This window comes from Mycobacterium simiae (assembly GCF_010727605.1).
GTDB lineage: Bacteria > Actinomycetota > Actinomycetes > Mycobacteriales > Mycobacteriaceae > Mycobacterium > Mycobacterium simiae.
The window spans coordinates 2,515,198-2,535,660 of record NZ_AP022568.1 but is presented as its reverse complement, the minus strand read 5'-3'; the positions used below and the strand labels follow the sequence as shown (position 1 = coordinate 2,535,660).

Here is a 20,463-nt window from a genome sequence, read left to right as displayed (position 1 = left end):
CCGTATGCCTGCATGGAGACGCCGGGGTGCGACACACGACGGCACAGCCGGGGCCGGCCGCACCGTCGGTGCCGAAATCGGAGTCGAGGTCATCGAACCGACGGTGCTCGACTTCCAGATCGCGGTCAGCCGTCAGTCCGGCATCGAGGTGAGCGAATCGCTCACGATCAAGCGGAACGGCAAGGTGGTGCAACCGCGTGAAGTTGTCGGCCCGCATCGGACGCGGATTCACGTGGTGCCGGCCGACAAAGGGACGGTGACCTTGTCCTACGCGGCGACGGTCGCCGGACAAGCGGACCCCGCGCCGGTCAGCGATATCGACGCCATCACCTATCTGCGTCCGAGCAGGTACGCCGAAGCCGACAAATTTTTCGGCTTCGCCGCCACGGAGTTCCGGCAGTACGGCACGTCGGTCACGTTGCTCGAGAAGGTCTCATCGTGGGTCGGCACCCGGCTCGACTACGTCCCGGGCACCAGCGACCCGATCGACGGGGCCGCCGATACGTTGCTCGCCGGCGCCGGTGTGTGCCGCGACTATGCCCACCTGGTCATCGCGCTGCTGCGGGCCGTCCACGTCCCGGCCCGGCTGGCCGCCGTGTATGCGCCCGGCTGCCAGCCGATGGATTTTCACGCCGTGGCGGAGGCGTTGATCGACGGGGTCTGGCGGGTCGTCGACGCCACCTGTTTGGCTCCCCGGCAGTCGATGGTCCGCATCGCCACCGGGCGCGACGCCGCCGACACAGCCTTCCTGGACAACCACGGCGGCGCCATCACCTTGCAGAACATGACGGTGACGGCGGTGGTCGACGGCGAACTGCCCAGGGACTCGGTCGAACAGCTTGTGAGCTTGCAGTAGAGGTGGCTCGTCATAACCCAGGGTGGAACCGTAACGTCGGCAGCCATGAGCGTCTATGCCTTGAATCTCTTTGATGTTGCCGATGCCGACGAGTACCGCGCCTATTCACGACGATCGCCCGCCGAGGTGGCCAGGCACGGTGGCCGCGTGGTTGCGCTCGGTAGTTTCCAGGATGCGATCCTCGGCGACATCGAGCCGCGTCGAGTGCTGATACTCGTCGAGTGGGAATCGCGTGAAGCCTTTGACAATTACTGCAACGATCCCGAACTCGCCAGCCTGCATCCACACCGCGAGAACGGATCATCGAAATACATTTGGCACCTCTTCGACCGGCTGGACGATCTGCGTCCGATCCTGAACAGCCAATCGAGTTAGCGGTGCGCCGCCATCCGCGGGTTCTCGTCGCGGCGAGGGTGCCGGTATCGCGACCGAATTCGATGGTTTGACCAGGGCGGAAGCGGGTATTTTCACCGCACGGTTGACTAGGGGGCCTATAGATGACGGCAGTAGAGCAGGGTCGCGCGCGTTGCCCGCGGTGCGCGGCATGGGCCGAGTATCAGTTTCTGGAGCTCGGCGGCGACAGGCTGGAATATCAGGTGCACTGTGGCAGCTGCCGACACGTGTACTCCGAGGTCAGCCCGATGCTGGCTCCTGGCGCGGCGGCTGCCTAGCCGGCGCGCTCACACGTTGCGCGACAGCACATCCCAGCCGGGCAGCGGTAGTCTGCGCGGTCTACCCGATGAGTGAGAGCACGCAGCGCGACCTCGGCGCGTCCGACAGCCCCATCGAAGACAAGCTGGAAGATGCCTTCGTCAGCATGCTGAGCGAAGGCGCCCAACGCCTGCACCGCAGCTGGCGCGGAATCTTGGTCACCGGCTTTTTCGGCGGCACCGAGGTCGCGCTGGGCGTGCTCGCCTACCTGGCGGTGCTGGACGCAACCCACCGGCCCCTGCTCGCCGGCGTCGCGTTCTCGATCGGTTTTCTGGCGTTATTGCTGGGCCATAGTGAGCTTTTCACCGAAGGGTTTCTGGTGCCCGTCACCACGGTGGCGGCCAAGCGGGCCAGCCTGCGCCAGCTGTTCAAACTGTGGGGCGGCACGCTGTTCGCCAACCTGGTCGGCGGCTGGATAATCATGTGGCTGATCATGACGGGCTTCCCCGAGCTACGCGGACAGACCTTCGAATCGGCGGAGCACTTCGTCACCGCACCGGTGTCGGCGCATACCTTCGCGCTCGCCGTGCTGGGCGGGATGGCGATCACGTTGATGACCCGGATGCAGCACGGGACGGAGTCGGTCCCGGCCAAGATCGCGGCGGCCGTCGCGGTCGCATTCCTGCTGGCTGGGTTGCGGCTGTTCCACTCGATCCTGGACTCGCTGTTAATCTTCGGCGCGCTGGTGGCCGGTCGGGCGCCGTTCGGCTACCTCGATTGGCTGGGCTGGTTCGGCTACACGGTGGTCGGCAACGTGGTGGGCGGGTTGTTCTTCGTGACGCTGTTGCGACTGGTGCGCAGCAGCGACCGCCTTCGACAGGAACGAGTGGCCGCCGAAACGTCGTGAGGACGTCGCGATAAGCGAAGCTTATCGGTCCATCGCAACCTAATCTTGGACAAAGCCCGCAGGTAGGACGACTCTGTTAGGCGATGGGCAAACAGATCGACGCAACAGGAGCTAGGCCATGACCACCGTGTCACCGAAAGTGCAGTACCAGGGCCGCGGCTTGGCGCGGCGGCTGTGGACGCTCGCCGTCGTCGTCGGCGGCGGCGTCGTCGCGGCGGCAATGCTCATGACCCTTACCGCCCACCGCCCGGCGGTGGCGCTGGCGTCGGAGGACTCGGTCGACATCGTGCCCGGTGTCGCGATCATCCCGGCGCCCGGCTGGACTGTCGCGGATCGGGGTCCCAACTGGGTGGCGCTGTCCAACGCCGATTCCAGCGCGCAGCTGCAAATCGCGGTCAAACCCGCGAGCGCGCCGGATGCCGTGGCCACCTTGCAGGCCGACATCGACCAGTTGAGTGCGACGCCGGGCGCGGGCCTGACCAACGTGAAGACCTTGACCGCACCCAAGACGAAGGCAGTGCAGGGCAACAACTTTCAGCAGGAAGCCTTCATCGACTACACCGCGACCGCAGCCGCCCCGCAGGGCCCGGTACCGGTGCTCGGGACCTTCAGCGAACTGTGGAACAACTCGAGTCGGCAGACGGCCTTCGTCTACTACCGGCAGAACGACAACGCGACGTCTCAGGCCGCCGACGATGGTGGGGCGATGATCTCGTCGATGCTCTGACGAATTAGCCGGCGCGACGGCGAGCGATGATGCGGGCGCCGTGGGCGGGGATGTACACGACGTGACGCGCGCGGGCCTTCTCAGGCCGGGCCCGGGCGGCCGTCAAGCGGTAGTTACGCAGCACCTCACGAAGGATCGCTGTGGCTTCCATCATGGCGAATCCGCCTCCGAGACAACGGCGTACGCCCGCGCCGAATGGCAACCAGTTGGCGGCGGTGGCAGAGCCGTCGAGGAACCGCTCGGGCCGGAACAGGTGCGGCTCGCAGTGCTGCCCCGGGTCGGTTTGCACGGGTTGGATGCCGGCGAACACGGTGTAACCGGCGGGCACGCGATAGCCGCCCAGTTCGACATCATGAGTGAGTCGCCGTGCCACGGCATAGAACACGGGGTGTAACCGCATCGACTCCTTCACGACGGCCTCGAGGTACTTGTCGTCGCCGGCGTCGACCGCGGCAATGGTCTTGTCCTGCAAGGCCGGGTCGTGCGCCAGGTCATGCAGGGTCCACGACAACGTGATCGCGGTGGTTTCGTGACCGGCCAGCAGCAGGGTGACCATCTGGTCGCGAAGCTCGGCATCGGAGAGCCGGTCTTCGTCGACTTCGGTCGTGATCAGCCGGGACAGCACGTCGTTGCGTTCGACGGTGTCCGTGGCGCGGCGGCGGCGGTGGATCTCCGCGTAGAGCAATTCGTCGATGCCGGTAAGTAATTGGCGAAAGCGCTTCCAGGGCCCGAACCGTTGCAATGGCGTCACGACTTCGCCCGCGTAAACCGCCATGGGTGCCGACACGAGTCGCGAGAACGGGATTCGAAGGGCGTCGAGCTGAGGTCCCTCGCACAGACCCAGGACCACGCGCAACATCATCTCCAGCGTCACCGCGTTCATCCGCGGTTGTGCGGCGAACGGGGTGCCGAGCGGCCAGCGGCCGACCTCTTTGGTGGCGAGCTCGTTCATCATGTCTCGATAGCCGCGTAGCGCGGCGCCGTTGAACGGCGGTACCAGCAGTTTGCGCAGCCGTTGGTGGTCGGCTTCGTCGGTGGTCACCACCGAGCGCTCGCCCATCACGTTGCGGATCCCTTGAATTCTTCCCTCGCCCGCGTGGAAGGTGGTCGGCTCGCCACCCAGCACGGCGCGGTTGAGCTCGGGACTGCACAGCAGGACCGACGGGCGGCCCAGCACCGAGACGGCGATGACGTCGCCGTAGTGCTTGCGCAACCAGGGGGTGACGCGGTCCCGATGGGAGAACAGCGCCGTCTGCAAGACCCCGGGCAGCCGCGGGCCGGGCGGGAGCGGGAGCTGCGCCAGCCGATCGGCCACGGCGGGTGTCGCGGGATTCATATCAGCTCGCCCAACCGGTGTGGGACATCAGCGCCTCCTCGGGGCTTAGACGCTCACCCACACTACCGAGCATCGGCCACTTCCGAATGTCGAAGCGGTGACGCTCAATGCGGCTGCGAGAGCCGGCCCATCGCGGCAAAAATGGTCTCCCGCAGTTTCTCTCGAGGCAAATCGTTCAGTCCGGTCGCCGAGCGGACGAACGGCTCAAAGAGCTGCCAACCCAGCAGCAATGCGATCGCGTTTGCCGCCGCCAACCGGGCGCTCTCCTCGTTGTCATGCTGGGGCCGGAGGCCGTCGAGCAACCTCGCCGCGGCGGGGAAGCTGGACTGCAGTTGCCCGACCGGGTAGCCATCGAGTAGCGCCCGCGCGATCACGCGTAACTGGCGTGTGGTGGCCGCGTCGATCTCGGCGGGCGCCGCCGCCCCGTCAGCCAGGGCGGTTGTGCTGGCGGCCACGTGATCGAGCACCGCGGCCACGAGTTGCTCCTTGGTGCCGAAGTGGCGAAAGACCAGGCCGTGGTTGACGTGAGCCCGGGCCGCGATGTCGCGAATAGAGGCGGCCGCCGGCCCGCGTTCGGCGAACATGTCCGCGGCGCTGTCCAGGATGGCGGCGATCACCTCGTCGCGGCCGGTTGGAACGGTGTCTCGCGTCCCGGCGAGGCTTGCGCTGCGTGTAGTCATATGTCTACACTACCACCGTAGTCGATCGACTACGTACCCGAAGGAATGAGCGAAAGCGGGTCTTTGTCACGGGTTGCTGGTCGCGGGGTGCCAGCAACTTCGGAAACGAGGCCCGCTTCCTCGTGCTGCCCGGCCGGCGCGTGCGGGCACCACAGCGGCCTCATAGCGGTCCCTCATAGCGGTCTCTCACAGCGGTCCCTCACAGCGGTCGTAGTCTCGCGCAGGGGAGATCGTGAGCCGAGCTGACAGGGGGCTGACCAATTGTCTGCACGAGACGAACGCCGCTACGTGATCATCGGTGCCGGCGCGATCGGCGGCACCGTCGGCGGGGCGCTGACCCGGGCCGGTATCCCGGCTGTGCTGGTGGCTCGCGGCCGCCATGCCGAGGAGCTGGCGAGCAACGGCATCACCTTGAAGACGCCCGACGGCACCTTCCGCACCGCTGTCACCGCCGCAGCTCGGCCCGAGGATGTCCGGTTGGGCGAGCGCGACGTGCTGGTGTTCGCGACCAAGACCCAGCAACTCGATGCGGCGCTGCAGGACTGGGTGGACCGACCGGTCCATGGCCCCGCCGGTGTCATCGGGACCGCGGGCGAACGGTTACCGGCGATGACGGCCACCAATGGCGTTGCTGCAGAGGACAACGCGCTGCGATATTTCCGGCGGGTGTATGGCATCTGCGTATGGCTGCCGGCCGTACACCTCGAGCCGGGTCAGGTGATTGTGCGGTCGTGGCCCGTGGTCGGCCAGTTTCACATCGGGCGCTGGCCCGCAGCGCTGCACACGCCCGACGACAGCGAGCTGTTGGCAACGCTGGCCCGGACGTGGGGCCCGGCGGGCGTGCGGGTGCGAACCCCCGACGATGTCGCCCCGTGGAAGTACAACAAGTTGCTGAGCAACCTCGGCAACGCCGTAGGTGCGCTGACCGCCGACGAGACCGGCAACATCGTGGCCGCGGTGCGGCGGGAAGGCGAAGAGGTATTGCGGCAAGCGGGGATCGAGTTCACCTCGTTCGAGATCTCGACGGCGGCGCGGGCCGATGGGCCCGCGATCCGTCCGGTGCCGGGATCGGATACCGGCCCCAGCAATTCCACCTGGCAGTCGCTGAGCCGGCAAACCGGCAACGTCGAAACCGACTTTCTCAACGGCGAAATCGTGCACATCGCCCACCGGCACGGCGTGGCGGCACCGGTCAACGCCGCGCTGGCGCGTGCGGCGCGTGCAACGGTGCGCGACGGTCGGGGGCCCGGGCGTTATACGGCCGCCGAGCTGGCGGATTTGCTGGGCGTCACCGAGGTCAGCGCGTCTGGCAGCTGAGGCGTTCGGCGCCGGACTGGCCGGTCCACCGGGCCAGCGTCGCGGCCCATGCGAAGCGGTCGGCGGAATCGCCCGCCCAGGCGATGTAGCCATCCGGGCGCACCAGCAGTGCCGGGCCGGTGTCGGCCCGCTCGGCCTGGGGTAGCCGACCCGCGTCGACGACGGGCGCGCCGTTTTCGCGAATCAACACAAAGCCGGCTGTTCGTTGCAACTCAGCTATTCGCCCCTGCCGCAACGGGATCCGTGATGCCCGGGTGCCCACCAGAGACGCCTCGCCACTGCGGTGCGGATAGCGCAGGGTTGTCCCGGCGAAGCTGCCGGCGACCGCGTCACGCACCTGCGGAATCCGAAGTAGGCGTGGTGCCAATAGGTTTCGCATACCGCGGGCGATCCGCGGGTACAACGTGATGCCGCGGGCCATCAGACCGGATTGCAGCAGCACCCGTCGCGCGATTGGATGGCGTTCGTCATGGTAGGTGTCCAGCACGGCGTCATCGGCGCCGCCGAGCACGGCGTCGATCTTCCAGGCGAGGTTCGCCGCATCCTGAATGCCGGTGTTCATACCCTGCCCGCCCATTGGCGAGTGCACATGTGCGGCATCACCGGCCAGAAAGACCCGGCCATGGCGATACTGTTCGACTTGACGCTCGTCGCAATGGAATCGGGATCTCCAGCCCACCTCCAGCAGACCGGGGTCGGCGCCCATCGACCGCGCCAGGACGCCGGCAATTTCTGCGTATCCCGCGGGCGCGCTGTCGGGCAGCTGATTGTCACGGTCCCACACCATCGTGCGATACCACGCTCCGTCGGCGTCGCGGGCGTCGTAGGGTGCCAGGAACGCGAACACTTTTTGCGTGCTGCTCACCGTCAGGCCGCGCCCGGTCGGGCCGTGCGCCAGCTTCACGTCGGCGAGAACGATCGACGACAGAATCGTCCGTCCAGGAAAATCCGCGCCCACCAGCTTGCGCACCGTGCTGTGTGCCCCATCGGCAGCGATGAGATAGCGTGCGCGCCAACACGTTTCATCGACGCTACCATCGCCGTGCGACTGTGCGGTCACGGTGACCCCATCGGGATCGGCAGCCACGTCGACGACTTCGACACCGCGCCGCAGGTCGGCGCCCTGCACGGCGGCGTACTCGGCCAGCGCCCGGTCGATGTTGGTCTGCGGGGTGATCATCACGAATTGATAGGGCGAGTCCAGATGCGTGAGATCAATGCGGGCACCGCCGAAAAGTGTGACACCCGGGGCCCGGTGCGACCGGGCCAGCAGATCGTCGGCCAGCCCACGAGCATCGAGCACCTCGAGCGTGCGAGCCATGGTCGCGAATGCGCGGCTGGACGGGTTGATCGTGGGGCGGCGCTCCAGCACGGTGACCGAACGGCCCGCGCGGGCAAGGTCGCCGGCGGCGATCAGCCCCGTCGGTCCCGCGCCGACGATCACAACGTCGACGTGCGCAGTGGTCATCGTGCCACCGCCTGGGGGTGCGGATACCAGCGACGGATGTCGTCGGGGGTCGCGACGGCCGCGCGGTTGAAGACGAAACGACACCCCGGTTGGGTGAGGTGAGCGGCGTTGACGATCGATTCGAACAACAGTGTGTTGCTGGCAACCAGTCGCACACCGGCCCCGATGAGCACCGCGTCGTATCGCTTGGCCCGCAGCCACTGCCGCGCCTTGCCGGCCCCCGCCTCGCCGAACTCGATCAGGCAGTTGTCCACCTCATACCCGGCGGCGCGCAACGCGGCGACGTTGTCGTTGTTGGCGGCGCGCAGCTTGTCCTTTGACAGGCCGGCGAATTGAGCAAAATCCGGCGAGGAGTAGTCGATCACCTCGGGGTCGAGTCCGATTTGGATGGCTGTGACGGCCATGGCCGCACCCCCTCATACAGAGTTCAACAGTTGTTGAACTCAAACGGTAGACCCCCGCGGAGGAGGTGTCAACAGTTGTTGAATACACTGCGGGCATGCCGCCCAAGGCACGCGATGGAGAGGCCACCCGGTCGACGATTTTGCGTACCGCGCGGACACAATTCGGCAGCCACGGCTTCGAACGCACCACCATTCGTTCAGTGGCCGCGGCGGCCGGCGTGGACCCGGCGCTGGTCATGCACTACTTCGGCAGCAAGGCGGAGCTCTTCGCGGCGGCCTCGCGCTTCGACGTCACGTTTCCCGAGCTGTCCGGCGTGGCCCCCGACCGGGTGGCCGAGCTGGTGTTGCCGATGTTCATCGCTGTCTGGGGACCGCACGGCCCGATGCTGCCGATGTTGCGGGCGGCGGCAACCAACCGCACGGCCGCCGACGCGTTGCTCGCGGTGTTCGTCGACCAGGTGGCTCCGGCGCTGGCCGCCGTAGTCCCGGACCGGGCTCCTGAGCGGGCCGCCCTGGTCGGATCGCAGATCCTGGGCCTGGCGACGGCCCGCTACATCCTGGGCCTGCCGCCCCTGGTCGACATGGACGACGCCCGGCTCGTCGAGTGGCTGCGACCGGTGTTCGTGCATTACCTCACCGATCCGGCACCATGATGTGATGCATCCGTTCCGCAAAGCGGTCGAGGACCGCGATGAGGTAGCCATTCAGGCACTGCTGGCCGACAACGTGGTGTTCACCAGCCCGGTGGCGTTCAAGCCGTACGTCGGCAAGCCGATCACTGCGGCGATTCTGCGCGGCGTGCTGCGGATCTTCGAGGACTTCCGCTACGTCCGGGAGATCGCCGGCGCCGACGGCCGCGACCACGCCCTGGTCTTCGAGACCGTGGTGTCGGGCAAGAAAATCAACGGCTGCGATTTCCTGCACGTCGACGAGAACGGCCTGATCGACGACTTCATGGTCATGGTGCGTCCGCTCTCGGGGGCGACGGTGCTGTCCGAAGCGATGAGCGCGCAATTCGAGCGCATCCAGGCCGAGGCGGTGCAGCTGGCCGAGAAGTTCGCTCCGAAGTAAGCAACCAGCGACACCGGCACAAACGGCGCCCGCGGCGTGTTGGCTTGGGTATGTCGACGGTATGTCGACGGTATGTCGACCAGACACGGACGGAGGCGCTGGTGAAGATTCGCTTCGGGGTGAGCCTGGGGGCGGACAGCGCGCCCGACCAACTGTCAGCCATTGTCGATCATCTGGAGGCCAACGGCGTGGACTCCCTCTGGTTCTCCGAGCTCATCTACGCCCCCACGGTCGACCCCATTGTCGGCATGGCCTACGCCCTCGCCCGGACGACCCGCTTGAAGGTGGGCACTTCCGTGGCAGTGCTGCCGGGTCGTCATCCGGTGTTGGTGGCCAAACAGCTGGCGTCGTTGGCGGCCGTCGCGCCCAAACGGGTGCTACCGGTCTTCGGACTGCGTTCGGCGATACCCGCCGAGCGGGAGATCTTCCCGGTTCCCGACGGAGAGCGCGCGGCGGTGTTCGACGAATCGCTGCGCGTGTTGCGTGCGGCGCTGGTCGAAGATGTCGCCACCTACCATGGCCGCTACTTCAGCGTCAGCGGTGCGGTAATTACACCCAAACCCGCACCCCCACTGGATATTTGGCTGGGTGGCTCCGCGCCAGCGGCATTTCGACGCATCGGCGCGTTGGCGGATGGCTGGTTGGGTAGCTTCCTCACCCCGGCCGAGGCCCGCGCCGGGCGTCGGGCGATCGAGCAAGCCGCCGAGCAATCCGGCCGACAGATCGAGCCCGATCACTTCGGCATCTCGCTGGCCGTTGCCGAGGGCGAGTTGTCTGCGGAGCTGGTCGCCGCGGCCCGGCGACGTCGCCCCGACGTCGATCCCGCGGAGCTGATCGCCGCGGATTGGGATCGGCTGCACCGGCAGCTCGACGGTTACCTGGAGGCGGGATTGACGAAGTTCGTGATCCGGCCCGCCGGCGGCGCAGCGGTGGACGGCTTCATCGACCGGTTCGTCACCGAGCTGGCGGGCCGGCAGAACTGAATTCGGGATCGGCCCCGGCCCGCTTCACAAGCCCTTCAGGCTGCCAATCCCGAGCGAGGAGTCCGAGGGCTTGGGATCCGGTTGCGCCACCTCTTCGAGGTAGGCCTCGGGGTCACGGTCGACGATCTCGAGTCCTTTGGTGGTCGGGTGCTGGGCCATGAATTCCCGGTATTGCCGTCCGAGGGCCTCGCGCAGGCCGATCGGGGCGTTGCGCCGGAAGTCCGCCAGGCCTTCGCGTTCTTCCTCGCCCATGTGGTCGTCGTTGGCTTTACGGGTGCGGCCGACGGCCTGCCACCACAGTTCGGTCCCGATGCCGACCGTATTGGCGTCGCGCACGCCGTCGCGGATGTCATTGTGATCGCCGATGGCATCCAGCGTTTCGCCTTCGGGATCGTCGGAGCCGCGCCGGAGCAGTTGCGGGTAGAAGATCTTCTCCTCGATGTAGGCGTGCACATCGAGTTTGTCGGCAAGCGGACGCCACACCCGCTCGAGCGCCCGGATGTTGAGCGGTGTCTGGGCCTGCAGATCGTCCAGCCGGGCGAACTGTTCACGGAACCAGTCGTGGTCGGCGAGGATCAGCCTGGTGATGTCAGGCATTGCACCTCCCCGGCTCCTGCGCCCTGCGGTTCATCGTGTCCGACGCCGGCGGATACCGTCAACCCGCTGCCCGTGGCCTTCCACCAGACTGCCAGCGCCACGGCGATCAGTGCCGATGCCGCGGCGGCCGCGACGATGAACGCCCATCCTCGCCGGATCGCGGTCAAGTCGATCCCCGGTTGGTAGATCATCGTCAGGATCGCGGTGCCGAACACCGTCCCCAACTGGCGGGCGGTATTGGTCAGCGCCGAGCCTGCGCCCCACCGGTGTGCCGGCAGCACCAGGCCGCTGACCGCGGAGAGGCTGGGCATCACCAGCCCCACTCCGGCGCCGGTAAACAATTGGCCCGGAAGGAAATCCGTGAGGTAGTGCGGCTCGGGGCCGACCCGGAACAGCCAGATCACAATCCCGGCCGCGTAGAGCGTCGCCCCGGTCGCGGCGACCACAGCAACCCCGTATTTTCCGATCAGCCGGTGGGCGAACGTCAGCGAAACGAACACGACGACCACCGGACCGGGCGACAGGCACCAACCCGCGGCGGCCGGCGGCTTGCCCCACACCGACGTCAGCAGCATGACGTTGCCCAGCAGCATCGCGCCGAACGCCGCGGCGAACAGCAGCAGGGCCAGGCAGCTGGACCAGATCGGCACCACCCGCACGGCAGCCAGATCCAATGCCGGCGACGGATGGCGTAGCGAACGCCAAATGGTCAGGGCCAGAGCACACCCGGCGCCGACGAGCGCGACGACGACCCTGGGCACGCTGGTCACGGGCAGTTCGATCAGCACCCACACCAGTGCCCCGACACCCAGCACCAGGGCGAGTGCACCGAACAGATCCGGGACCCCGACGCCGCTGCCTGCCGTTCTGGCCAGCACGTAACGCCCGGCGACCAGCGCCAGCACTGCTACCGGCAGGTTGACGAAAAAGATCCAACGCCAAGAAAATTCGACGAGCCACCCGCCGACGGGCGGTCCCATTGCGGCTGCCATCGCGGCCACCGCAGACCAGGTGCTGACGGCGAGCGCGCGCCGCGAAGCGGGAACCGCAGCCAGCAGCAGCGCGAGCGAACTCGGCATCAGCATGGCCGCCCCGAACGCCTGAACGACACGGGACGCCAGCAACAGATCAAACGATTCCGCTACCCCGCAGGCGGCGGATCCGAGAGTGAAGACGGCCAAGCCGATTTGGAACACTCGGCGATGGCCGTAACGGTCGCCGAGGCGGCCGGCCGGAGTCAGGAACGCGGCGAACACCAGTGTGTAACCGTTGAGGATCCACGACATCGCGCCCAGGTCGGCGGTATGGAAGGCGCCGCGGATGTCCGGGAAGGCGATGTTGACGATGAACAGGTCCAGGCTGGCCAGGAAGGCCGCGGCGGAGACCACTATGACTGTCGCCGTCGCGCGGGCGTCCGATACCGGCGCCGTCGTTGCCAAGATTGCCTCACCGGGATGGTTGCTGATCGATCGACGAGCTCGGCCGCCGCCGACATCTAAGTATTGTCGACTATACCTGGGCGTACCGGCCCGCTGCTGTGAGAAGTGTCTCGGCCTAGGCTCGAGCCGTGCCCATCCCCTATGACGAGGCGCTGCGGGAACGGATCCGCGAGCACCTGGTCGGCCACGAACGCCGCGTCGTAACCGACCCGACCAAGCGGCACGCCGCCGTCGCGGTGGTGCTGGTCGATTCCGAGGTGGGTGAGGACCGGGTCGATCCGGTGTCGGTGGCCGACTGGAACGCCGGGCGGCCAATGCCGGCGACCCACTTGGACGGACGGATGGTCGACGTCTCCGGCGGTGCGGCATTTCTGCTGTGCCGCAGAGCTTCTCGTCTCACCTCGCACGCAGCGCAGTGGGCGCTTCCGGGTGGCCGCGTCGATCCCGGTGAGACGGCGACCGAAGCAGCGCTGCGTGAACTGCGCGAAGAGGTCGGTGTGGAGCTGCCCGCGGTGACCGTGCTCGGTCTGCTCGACGATTACCCGACCCGCTCGGGCTACGTGATCACCCCGGTGGTGCTGTGGGGCGGCGGGCGGCTCGATCTCCAGCCCGCCCCCGACGAGGTGGTGGCGGTGTACCGAGTCGGGTTACACCAGCTGCAACGCTCCGACTCGCCCCGGTTCATCACCATCGCGGAGAGTCCGCGACCGGTCGTGCAAATCCCATTGGGCAATGACCTCATCCACGCGCCCACCGGCGCCGTGCTGCTCCAGCTGCGTTGGCTGTGCCTGGAAGGCCGATCCGATCCCGTCGACCAACTCGAGCAGCCCGTCTTTGCCTGGAAGTAGTTACCCGACAGGCACTTGCGGCACTTCCCGGATCTGCTGCGCAATGAGCGGGCGACTGGGAATGCGCTGCCGAAGCACGGGAGCGACCTCGGACTGAAAGAGTTCAAAGCTGCGACGCTGCTGGCTGGACGACACCCCATCCGCATCGGCGGACAGGTGCATCACTTCGTGCCCGAGCTGCTCGTGGTACCGACCGACCTTGTCGATCACCTGCTCGGGACTGCCGACCAACGCCGAACTGCGCTCGAGGAAATCTTCGATCGACTCGAACACGACCGGCAGTCCGGCGCGGCGCGCAAACTGCAGACGCGCCTCGAACATCGGTCGATAAGTGTCGACCGCTTCCTGGGACTTGCGCGTGATGTAAAAGCCCGCAGTGCCGGCGCCGACCAGGGCGTCCTCGGGTCGACGACCGTAGAACTCCCAGCGCTGCCGATAGTGGCGCACCAGCTCGGCGTACGGCTCGACGGATTGGATGACGTTGGCGGAGAAGAGCGGATCACCGTGACGGGCCGCGAGGTCGACGGAATCTTTACTCGTCGCGCTGCCGTGCCATATCCGTATCCGCTTCTGCAGCGGTCGGGGGAGTGCTTTGACGTGGTCCAGTGGTGGGCGGAACCGCCCCGACCAGGTCACATCCTCACTCTCCCAGAGCAATCGGAACAGCTCGTAGCCCTCGCGGTTGCGCTCCCATTGGTCCTCGGTCGTCACGTTGAACAGCTGAGCCTGTGCCGCGCCGTTGCCCTTGCCGATGATCAACTCGAGACGGCCGCCCGAGAGGTTGTCGAGAGTCGAATAATCCTCGAACGCGCGGACCGGATCCAGCAGGCTCAACGTCGTAACGCCGGTGAACAGACTGATTTTCGAGGTGCGCGCGGCGATGTTGCTCAGTACCACCGGCGGCGACGACGAGATGAACGGATCCTCATGGCGCTCGCCGACGGCAAAGCCGTCGAAACCCAACTCCTCGGCAAGCACCGCCTTGTCCAGCACATCGCGCAGCCGGTCCGCCGTGCTCTTCCGCTCACCCGACACCGGATCCGGGACATGGGTGATCAGCGTGATCAACAAAAACTTCATCCGAGATCCTCACCGGTGGGCGACTGTCCGAACGGATGCCGGCCGCTGCTGCCGCTTCTCCATGGCGCCGGCAGCCGCGACTGTACTCGCACTGCGCCGCAATAGCGCTCGCTCGTCCGCACGCCGGCCTCCCCTGCGCCGAGAAGTCTTACCCCAAGCCAACCAAGGCACCGTCCGCCGCATTCCCGCGCCCTGATCCGGCGGGCCCCGGCCGCCGCCCGCCTTTGCCGCACCATGCCCGTTCGCCGAACGATGCCGGCGGATTCGCTTGCAAAGCGGCTGATTTCGCCGCGACCCGTCTGCCTCGCGGCCGCGGTAGCCAGCTGCGTTCCGCGTGTACAGTTTTCGTCAGTTGCCCGAACTTCGTTTCTAGCCCGGCAGGGCGCGGTGCCTCGGGTTTCTTACTCGACGAGGGAGGACGCATGTCCCGAACAGCCGGTGACACCTGGGACATCGTGACGAGCGTCGGGCTTACCGCGCTGAGTGTCTGCGCCGGGCGTGCCCTGGATGCCGCGCTGCAGCCGCCATTGGCGAACGACGAGTTCGCGGCGGGCTTTGTCGCCGCGGCGGGCGAGCCGACTCTCGCAGCCGCCGTTGCCACCAACGATGTGGACAGCGCGGCAGGGTTCAATGCGCGGTGGGTGGGGGTACGCACCCGATTCTTCGACGATTTTTTTACGCAGGCAGTGCAATCCGGGACACGTCAGGCCGTCATCCTGGCGGCGGGTCTGGATTCTCGCGCCTACCGGCTGCGGTGGCCGGCCGACTACACGGTGTACGAAGTCGACCGGCCGCAAGTCCTGGAGTTCAAGCAGCGGGTTCTCGACGAGCGGGGCGTCACCGCCCTGACCCAGCGAACGGTCGTCGCGACCGACCTGCGCGAGGACTGGGCGGCAGCTCTTCTCGCGGCGGGCTTCGACCCGCGATTACCAACGGCGTGGGCACTGGAAGGACTGCTGCCGTATTTGCCCGGTCCCGCTCAGGACGCGCTGTTCGAAAAGCTGCACGAACTCTCGGCGGTCGGTAGTCACGTCGCCACCGAGTTGGGGCCGGAGCCGGGTGAGGTGAAGGAATTCGCCGAGGGCGCCGCCACGATCAGGCAGCTCGCCGCGCTGCCCCCAGTCGCCGAGCTGTGGTACGACGACCCGCGGGTGGACACCAAGAGCTGGCTGGCCGACCGGGGTTGGACGGTCACCGGAGTCGACCTGATGGCCAAGGCGGCGCATGAATACGGGCGGGAATTGCACGGACTGCCGCCGATCTTCGAGCGCCTGCTGCGGGACAAATTCTTCACCGCCGTCCGCACCCGCTGAGCCGGCGCCGATCGCATTGCCCTAGCCAGACGGCTAGGGCGACGGCAAGATACTGGGCAACCGTGCCGCCGAGCGATTCAGGAGTGCCGCATGACGACGTACGCGTTCGACCCGGAAATCGGCGCGGTGGTTCCGTACTTGCCCGACCTCCCGGGCGGCGACCCGGTGGCCATCCGAGCCTCGTTGTCGGACATGGTCGCCCAGTTTCCGCCACCGGACACCACCGGAGTGCGGATCGAGAATCGGCAAATACCGGGTCGCAGCGGCGATCCCGAGGTTCCCATTCGCATCTACCGACCCGAGCAGCGCAGCGCCCCGGCGGGGGTTTACCACCTGCATGGGGGCGGGTTCATCGCCGGCGACCTGGAGACCGAACATGCCTTCAATGTCGAATTGAGCCGGCAACTCGGCATCGTCGTGGTTTCCGTCAATTACCGGCTAGCGCCCGAAACTCCATACCCCGGCGGGCTGGAGGACGTCTACGCCGGGCTGGTTTGGACGGCGGCCCACGCGGACGAACTGGGCATCGACCCGCAACGCATCGCCATCCAGGGCACCAGCGCCGGCGGGGGACTGGGTGCGGCGCTGGCGCTGCTGGCGCGCGATCGGGGCGGACCGCACATCGCGTTTCAGTTTCTCTCGGTCCCCGAACTCGACGATCGGCTCACTACGGCCAGCATGACCGACTTCGTCGATACACCGCTGTGGAGCCGGCCCCGAGCGGTCGTCAGTTGGGACTGTTATCTGGGTCCCGGTCGGGCCGGCACCGCGGATGTGCCGATCTACGCCGCACCCGCTCGAGCCACCGATCTAGCGGGCCTGCCACCGGCGTACGTGTCGGTCATGCATTTCGACCCACTGCGCGACGAAGGCGTCGCCTACGCGCTCGCCATGCTCGCCGCCGGCGTCAGCGTCGAACTACATTTGTTTCCAGGCACTTTCCACGGCTCGGCGGTGATTCAGGACGCCGCGATCTCGAAGCGAGAGCAGGCCGAGAAGCTGGCGGTGCTGCGTCAAGCACTCGCGTTATAGCGTTCGCGGGTCGGCGGGATCAGTTGCGCCGGTGGGGGTCTCGTTGCAGTCGCATGGCCCGACCGGCGGCCGCCGCAAGTGCCAGCACCGCTAGCACCGCCAGAATGATGGCGTCACGGCGGGCGGACCCGACGGTGCTCAACAGCATCGGCAGCCCGAAACCGAGGTAGCTCACCGTGTAGAAGGCTCCGGTCAAGGCGCCGCGCAGGCGTTGCGGCGCAGCGGCTTCCAAGTCGATTAAGCCTTCGCGTAACAGCAGGCCCGACGCGCACCCGAGAATCACCTGCAACGGCAGCGCAACCGCCAGCGACATCGTCGGCAACGCCACCGCGGTCGCCGAGTAACCGATCGCGGCCAATACGGCACCGACGACGCCGGTGCGCGGCCCCCACCGGCGGGCGCGGGCAACCAGCTGAATTGCACCACTGACGCCGTTAGCAATCAGCGCGGCGCTGCCGGCGGCGAGCGGGGCGGCGAGTCCGGTATGCACGTGCGCAGGAATCGTGACGAAGGCAAGCGTCACCGACGAAAAGACCCACGGCGCCAGCGGTAGCGCCCAACTCAATGCCTGGCCGATCCCCCTTCGCTCTGCGACCGGCTCCACGCGGGGCCGCGTAGCTACCGTCACCACGGGTGAGCGGTACGCCGCCACCACGGCGGCGATGGTTGCCAGAATGATCAGCACGGCGGCGATCACAAAGGACTGCCACAATCCCGACTGCCCTGCCGATGCAACCAGCCCGGCAACGAAAGGGCCGACCGCGAAACCGGTCGTCAGGAGCGCCCCCGCGATGCCCGCGCCCGCCGGCCCTCTCATGTCCGATGCCCACGCGGTACACGAGCTGATCACCAGTCCCACACCGGCACCCACCACCAGTCGGCCAGCGAGCAGAACGTCGGCATGCTGCGAGACCAACATTGCGACCGTGCCGGCCAGCGACGTGATCGACCCCGCCCATGCCACCGATTGCCGGCTCAGCAGATCGGAGGCACGCCCGCCGACGATCAGCCCGGGTAGCAGTCCGACGGCATAGATCGCGAAGATCGCGTCGAGCGTGGAGCGACCGAGATGCTCGCGAGCACTGATGACGGGAATCAGCCCGACGAAGTGATTGGCCACCCACCCCGTCGCCAGGAGGACCGCCAGCACCGAGCCGAACAGCAGCCCGGATCCATCGCGCCCGTCACCTCCGTGCGGTGTGATCGGTCCCGGGTCCACTCCATGGACCACTGCCACATTGGCCTTGCACACTGCTTTCCTCCCCATGTTCGCACCCGTCTTTGCGCGCCTGAACGTACGAACTGCAAGTTGCGGTGATATCGGCCACTTCCGCGAGCTTCCGTTCTGCGTGCAGAGCGGCGCGGATCAATCGCTTATTCCCGTATGGGATACAACATCGATTGTCAGATCGAGTCTGCCCAGTCGGAGCGGATTTGAATCATGACCGAGACAAAGCTAGTGGCTCGCCGACGCGGTTTCCAGGCCTCCCCGGGTGCAGCCGACCAACCCGGCGCCGGCTCGGGTGTCTGTGGGTGACGTCGACCGCACCCGCGGAACGCGCCCCGTGCGCCACGGCGTCGACGTCGGGTACTTGCTGATCGACAGCCAAAACACCTGTCGCAGCGAGGTCATGCAGCTGGCTATCGGGCTGTTCGCCGGGCCGGACAAGCCCAGCGACGTGATACTGGGCGCTGTCCAGCGGCGGCTGCCGCGCCGGCGGGAGCGCCGCCGCTATTTGCCTGGACGCAGCACGGGCGTCACCAATTTGCCTGTGCTCAAATAGCTCTCGAGATTGCGAATTGCCAGCAACGCCATCGCCCGGCGGGTGCGGGCCGTGGCGCTGCCGATGTGCGGGAACAACACCACATTGTCCAAATCGAACAGCGCCTCCGGCACCCGGGGTTCGTCGGCGAACACGTCTAGTCCGGCTCCGCCCAGACCACCGCCGGCAACCAACTCCACCAGTGCATCCTGATCCACCACGCTGCCGCGTGCGATGTTGATCAGGTACCCCTCGGGCCCCAATGCCTCCAGCACTCGGCGATTGACCAGGTGGCGCGTGGCGGCATCGCCGGAGGTGGCAACGACCAGCACATCGACCGACTCGGCCAACTCGAGCGGTGACTCCGCGTAGCGATAAGGCACGCCGTCGATCCGGTGTCGGTTGTGATAGGCGATGGCACAGTCGAATCCGAGCAACCGCGTTGCGATCGCTGAACCGATACGGCCCAATCCCAGGATGCCGACCTGAAGGCCACTGACATCTCTGGCATACCCGAATGGCCCCTCCCGCGCCCAACGACCCGCGCGCACGTAGCGATCGGCGGCCCCGAAACGGCGCAACGTCATCAGGATCAGTCCCAGCGCGGTGTCGGCGACGGTGTCCGACAAGACATCCGGGGTGTTGCTCACGCCGATACCCCGGCGCCGCGCGGCCTGCAGATCGATCCGATCTACTCCGGCCCCGTTGTTGACGATGGCCTGTAGATTTGGCAGAGCGGCTATCGTGTGGGCGTCGACACCGCCCAGGCCCGAGGTCACCACGACACGAAATTGTTCGCCTCGCGCGGCGAGAAACTCCGCCTGTTCCGGACCCGCTGGGAGCGAGGGGATTTCGTACCGTGCCGACAGTTCCTGCTCAAAGGTGGGTTCGAAGATGCCGATCCGCAACACGTCGTCTGCCTTCTTGGCCGTCATCCGTGCATTATCTCCCGCCGTCACCGAGCCCGGGAAAACGTGAGCTCCGCAGCGACGCGCCGTTGTCGTAATAGCCTCACTATGCCGCCACGCACGGCGCTTGGCCGCACAATAGCGCGATGCGGGCAGTGTGGGAGATCTGGAAGACCGGCGTGTATGTCGGACTGCTAGCGGTGCTGGTGGGCTGCGCCGCAGTGAACCATCGTGGCGCAACGGCATCCGGTGGCGGTGACTTCGCCGGCCCGATCGACATCGGCAACGGACGGCACATGTACCTCGAATGTCACGGAAGAGGTTCGCCGACAGTCATTTTGGACTCGGGCTATCACAATTCGTCGGATCCCTGGGGCCAGTCCGACGCGGCCGCCCCGGCGGTGGGGCCCGCGGTGCTGCCTGCGCTGGCCGACGAACATCGCGTCTGCGCCTACGACCGGCCCGGCACGCTGCGCTATCCCGACCCGCCCAGCATTACCGACCGCAGTTCGCCGGTTCCGATGCCACGTAGCGCGCGGGACGTGGTCGAAGACCTGCATGCGTTGCTGGCCGCCGCCCATATCCCCGGTCCGTATGTCCTGGCCGGACATTCGTTGGGCGGGCTGTTCGTCCGCCTTTATGCGCAGACCTACCCCGAGCAGGTGAAGGGTGTGGTGTTCGTGGATGCTTTCGGCGCCGAGATACCCGGCCTGCTGGGATCGGCGTGGCCGATCTACCGCCAGCAATTGGATGAACCGTTGCCGCAGTTCGCGGCTGCGCCCACGTTCGAGGTGATCGATATCGACAAGAGCGTCGCACAGATTGCCGCGGCACCGCCGTTCCCGCCGGTTCCGACCGTGGTGTTGACCAGGACCGAACCGTTCGCGGTTCCCGGCACCGTGTCGGCCGAACAGAGTGCGCAATTGGAAGATGCCTGGCGGGGCGGCACGGCGGCGCTGATCGGGCTGCGGCCGCAGACACCGCACCTGATCGCGACGGGCAGTGATCACTTCATCCAAATTCACCAGCCCGACCTGGTCGTGGCCGGGGTGCGGCTGGTGATGCAGCGCTGTGCCCCCTGAC

The 20,463-nt window shown here is 66.9% G+C and carries 22 protein-coding genes; 13 read left to right on the top strand and 9 right to left on the bottom strand.

Annotated elements, in window-relative coordinates; genetic code table 11:
* Positions 1-4: 4 nt before the first annotated feature.
* The 4 genes from G6N33_RS11735 (at position 5) to G6N33_RS11720 (ending at position 3,141) form a co-directional block, all read left to right on the top strand.
* A complete protein-coding gene (locus tag G6N33_RS11735; RefSeq protein ID WP_044509188.1) occupies positions 5-856 on the top strand; it encodes a transglutaminase-like domain-containing protein in 852 nt (283 codons plus the stop codon).
* Positions 857-901: 45 nt separating this feature from the next.
* Positions 902-1,231 carry a DUF1330 domain-containing protein gene (locus tag G6N33_RS11730; protein WP_044509189.1) on the top strand — a complete coding sequence of 110 codons (330 nt, stop codon included), beginning with the start codon at positions 902-904 and terminating at the stop codon, positions 1,229-1,231.
* Between the two features lie 364 nt (positions 1,232-1,595).
* Positions 1,596-2,414 (top strand): formate/nitrite transporter family protein, encoded by an 819-nt coding sequence (locus G6N33_RS11725; RefSeq protein ID WP_044509190.1) that lies wholly within the window; start codon positions 1,596-1,598, stop codon positions 2,412-2,414.
* A gap of 118 nt (positions 2,415-2,532) precedes the next feature.
* Positions 2,533-3,141, top strand: a complete 609-nt coding sequence (locus G6N33_RS11720) for a hypothetical protein (RefSeq protein ID WP_231382526.1) — start codon at positions 2,533-2,535, stop codon at positions 3,139-3,141.
* 4 nt (positions 3,142-3,145) lie between these two features.
* Here the strand turns inward: G6N33_RS11720 and G6N33_RS11715 are convergent, their stop codons facing one another.
* Together G6N33_RS11715 and G6N33_RS11710 are read right to left on the bottom strand one after the other, a co-directional pair.
* Complete coding sequence (locus G6N33_RS11715) at positions 3,146-4,477, bottom strand: cytochrome P450 (protein WP_044509191.1); 1,332 nt, start codon at positions 4,475-4,477, stop codon at positions 3,146-3,148.
* Between the two features lie 104 nt (positions 4,478-4,581).
* Complete coding sequence (locus G6N33_RS11710) at positions 4,582-5,157, bottom strand: helix-turn-helix domain-containing protein (RefSeq protein WP_044509192.1); 576 nt, start codon at positions 5,155-5,157, stop codon at positions 4,582-4,584.
* Between the two features lie 261 nt (positions 5,158-5,418).
* Between G6N33_RS11710 and G6N33_RS11705 the strand changes: the two genes are divergently transcribed.
* Positions 5,419-6,474: a ketopantoate reductase family protein gene (locus G6N33_RS11705; protein ID WP_044509193.1), complete on the top strand. Its 1,056-nt coding sequence runs from the start codon at positions 5,419-5,421 to the stop codon at positions 6,472-6,474.
* Here G6N33_RS11705 and G6N33_RS11700 read toward each other — a convergent pair.
* On the bottom strand, positions 6,455-7,942 hold the full coding sequence (locus G6N33_RS11700; protein WP_044509194.1) for an FAD-dependent oxidoreductase: 1,488 nt from the start codon (positions 7,940-7,942) through the stop codon (positions 6,455-6,457). The genes G6N33_RS11705 and G6N33_RS11700 overlap by 20 nt on opposite strands.
* Positions 7,939-8,346, bottom strand: a complete 408-nt coding sequence (locus G6N33_RS11695; RefSeq protein WP_044509195.1) for a hypothetical protein — start codon at positions 8,344-8,346, stop codon at positions 7,939-7,941. Before G6N33_RS11695 ends, G6N33_RS11700 begins: the two co-directional genes overlap by 4 nt.
* 95 nt (positions 8,347-8,441) lie before the next feature.
* Between G6N33_RS11695 and G6N33_RS11690 the strand changes: the two genes are divergently transcribed.
* The 3 genes from G6N33_RS11690 (at position 8,442) to G6N33_RS11680 (ending at position 10,400) form a co-directional block, all read left to right on the top strand.
* Positions 8,442-8,999, top strand: coding sequence for a TetR/AcrR family transcriptional regulator (locus tag G6N33_RS11690; RefSeq protein ID WP_044509196.1), 558 nt, complete (start codon positions 8,442-8,444; stop codon positions 8,997-8,999).
* Positions 9,000-9,003: 4 nt separating this feature from the next.
* Complete coding sequence (locus G6N33_RS11685) at positions 9,004-9,417, top strand: nuclear transport factor 2 family protein (RefSeq protein ID WP_044512638.1); 414 nt, start codon at positions 9,004-9,006, stop codon at positions 9,415-9,417.
* A gap of 101 nt (positions 9,418-9,518) precedes the next feature.
* Complete coding sequence (locus G6N33_RS11680; RefSeq protein WP_044509197.1) at positions 9,519-10,400, top strand: TIGR03854 family LLM class F420-dependent oxidoreductase; 882 nt, start codon at positions 9,519-9,521, stop codon at positions 10,398-10,400.
* Positions 10,401-10,424: 24 nt separating this feature from the next.
* Here the strand turns inward: G6N33_RS11680 and G6N33_RS11675 are convergent, their stop codons facing one another.
* Together G6N33_RS11675 and G6N33_RS11670 are read right to left on the bottom strand one after the other, a co-directional pair.
* Positions 10,425-10,997 carry a hemerythrin domain-containing protein gene (locus tag G6N33_RS11675; RefSeq protein ID WP_044509198.1) on the bottom strand — a complete coding sequence of 191 codons (573 nt, stop codon included), beginning with the start codon at positions 10,995-10,997 and terminating at the stop codon, positions 10,425-10,427.
* The gene (locus G6N33_RS11670) at positions 10,976-12,436 is read right to left on the bottom strand and encodes an MFS transporter (protein ID WP_081662133.1); all 1,461 of its coding nucleotides are present in this window, start codon (positions 12,434-12,436) and stop codon (positions 10,976-10,978) included. The genes G6N33_RS11675 and G6N33_RS11670 overlap by 22 nt, the downstream gene beginning before the upstream one ends.
* Before the next feature lie 128 nt (positions 12,437-12,564).
* Between G6N33_RS11670 and G6N33_RS11665 the strand changes: the two genes are divergently transcribed.
* Positions 12,565-13,284: an NUDIX hydrolase gene (locus tag G6N33_RS11665; RefSeq protein WP_044512642.1), complete on the top strand. Its 720-nt coding sequence runs from the start codon at positions 12,565-12,567 to the stop codon at positions 13,282-13,284.
* On the opposite strand, the gene G6N33_RS11660 is transcribed toward G6N33_RS11665, so the two are convergent.
* The gene (locus G6N33_RS11660) at positions 13,285-14,364 is read right to left on the bottom strand and encodes an LLM class flavin-dependent oxidoreductase (protein WP_044509199.1); all 1,080 of its coding nucleotides are present in this window, start codon (positions 14,362-14,364) and stop codon (positions 13,285-13,287) included.
* Between the two features lie 422 nt (positions 14,365-14,786).
* On the opposite strand from G6N33_RS11660, the gene G6N33_RS11655 reads away from it, so the two are divergent.
* Both G6N33_RS11655 and G6N33_RS11650 read left to right on the top strand, forming a co-directional pair.
* On the top strand, positions 14,787-15,677 hold the full coding sequence (locus G6N33_RS11655) for an SAM-dependent methyltransferase (RefSeq protein ID WP_044509200.1): 891 nt from the start codon (positions 14,787-14,789) through the stop codon (positions 15,675-15,677).
* Between the two features lie 90 nt (positions 15,678-15,767).
* Positions 15,768-16,709 carry an alpha/beta hydrolase gene (locus G6N33_RS11650; protein WP_044509201.1) on the top strand — a complete coding sequence of 314 codons (942 nt, stop codon included), beginning with the start codon at positions 15,768-15,770 and terminating at the stop codon, positions 16,707-16,709.
* Positions 16,710-16,728: 19 nt separating this feature from the next.
* On the opposite strand, the gene G6N33_RS11645 is transcribed toward G6N33_RS11650, so the two are convergent.
* Positions 16,729-17,976, bottom strand: a complete 1,248-nt coding sequence (locus G6N33_RS11645) for an MFS transporter (RefSeq protein WP_081662134.1) — start codon at positions 17,974-17,976, stop codon at positions 16,729-16,731.
* Positions 17,977-18,202: 226 nt separating this feature from the next.
* Here G6N33_RS11645 and G6N33_RS11640 point away from each other — a divergent pair, with 226 nt between their 5' ends.
* Positions 18,203-18,493 carry a hypothetical protein gene (locus tag G6N33_RS11640; protein WP_044509202.1) on the top strand — a complete coding sequence of 97 codons (291 nt, stop codon included), beginning with the start codon at positions 18,203-18,205 and terminating at the stop codon, positions 18,491-18,493.
* On the opposite strand, the gene G6N33_RS11635 is transcribed toward G6N33_RS11640, so the two are convergent.
* On the bottom strand, positions 18,442-19,407 hold the full coding sequence (locus tag G6N33_RS11635) for a 2-hydroxyacid dehydrogenase (protein WP_044509203.1): 966 nt from the start codon (positions 19,405-19,407) through the stop codon (positions 18,442-18,444). The two genes, G6N33_RS11640 and G6N33_RS11635, sit on opposite strands and share 52 nt — an antisense overlap.
* A 119-nt stretch (positions 19,408-19,526) precedes the next feature.
* Between G6N33_RS11635 and G6N33_RS11630 the strand changes: the two genes are divergently transcribed.
* The gene (locus G6N33_RS11630) at positions 19,527-20,462 is read left to right on the top strand and encodes an alpha/beta hydrolase (RefSeq protein WP_049919095.1); all 936 of its coding nucleotides are present in this window, start codon (positions 19,527-19,529) and stop codon (positions 20,460-20,462) included.
* Position 20,463 lies beyond the last annotated feature (1 nt).

Coding starts and splice junctions, on each gene's coding strand:
- G6N33_RS11735 (WP_044509188.1), top strand. CDS start 5: ATGCCTGCATGGAGACGCCGGGGTGCGACACACGACGGCACAGCCGGG.
- G6N33_RS11730 (WP_044509189.1), top strand. CDS start 902: ATGAGCGTCTATGCCTTGAATCTCTTTGATGTTGCCGATGCCGACGAG.
- G6N33_RS11725 (WP_044509190.1), top strand. CDS start 1,596: ATGAGTGAGAGCACGCAGCGCGACCTCGGCGCGTCCGACAGCCCCATC.
- G6N33_RS11720 (WP_231382526.1), top strand. CDS start 2,533: ATGACCACCGTGTCACCGAAAGTGCAGTACCAGGGCCGCGGCTTGGCG.
- G6N33_RS11715 (WP_044509191.1), bottom strand. CDS start 4,477: ATGAATCCCGCGACACCCGCCGTGGCCGATCGGCTGGCGCAGCTCCCG.
- G6N33_RS11710 (WP_044509192.1), bottom strand. CDS start 5,157: ATGACTACACGCAGCGCAAGCCTCGCCGGGACGCGAGACACCGTTCCA.
- G6N33_RS11700 (WP_044509194.1), bottom strand. CDS start 7,942: ATGACCACTGCGCACGTCGACGTTGTGATCGTCGGCGCGGGACCGACG.
- G6N33_RS11695 (WP_044509195.1), bottom strand. CDS start 8,346: ATGGCCGTCACAGCCATCCAAATCGGACTCGACCCCGAGGTGATCGAC.
- G6N33_RS11690 (WP_044509196.1), top strand. CDS start 8,442: ATGCCGCCCAAGGCACGCGATGGAGAGGCCACCCGGTCGACGATTTTG.
- G6N33_RS11685 (WP_044512638.1), top strand. CDS start 9,004: ATGCATCCGTTCCGCAAAGCGGTCGAGGACCGCGATGAGGTAGCCATT.
- G6N33_RS11675 (WP_044509198.1), bottom strand. CDS start 10,997: ATGCCTGACATCACCAGGCTGATCCTCGCCGACCACGACTGGTTCCGT.
- G6N33_RS11660 (WP_044509199.1), bottom strand. CDS start 14,364: ATGAAGTTTTTGTTGATCACGCTGATCACCCATGTCCCGGATCCGGTG.
- G6N33_RS11655 (WP_044509200.1), top strand. CDS start 14,787: ATGTCCCGAACAGCCGGTGACACCTGGGACATCGTGACGAGCGTCGGG.
- G6N33_RS11650 (WP_044509201.1), top strand. CDS start 15,768: ATGACGACGTACGCGTTCGACCCGGAAATCGGCGCGGTGGTTCCGTAC.
- G6N33_RS11645 (WP_081662134.1), bottom strand. CDS start 17,976: ATGGGGAGGAAAGCAGTGTGCAAGGCCAATGTGGCAGTGGTCCATGGA.
- G6N33_RS11635 (WP_044509203.1), bottom strand. CDS start 19,407: ATGACGGCCAAGAAGGCAGACGACGTGTTGCGGATCGGCATCTTCGAA.
- G6N33_RS11630 (WP_049919095.1), top strand. CDS start 19,527: ATGCGGGCAGTGTGGGAGATCTGGAAGACCGGCGTGTATGTCGGACTG.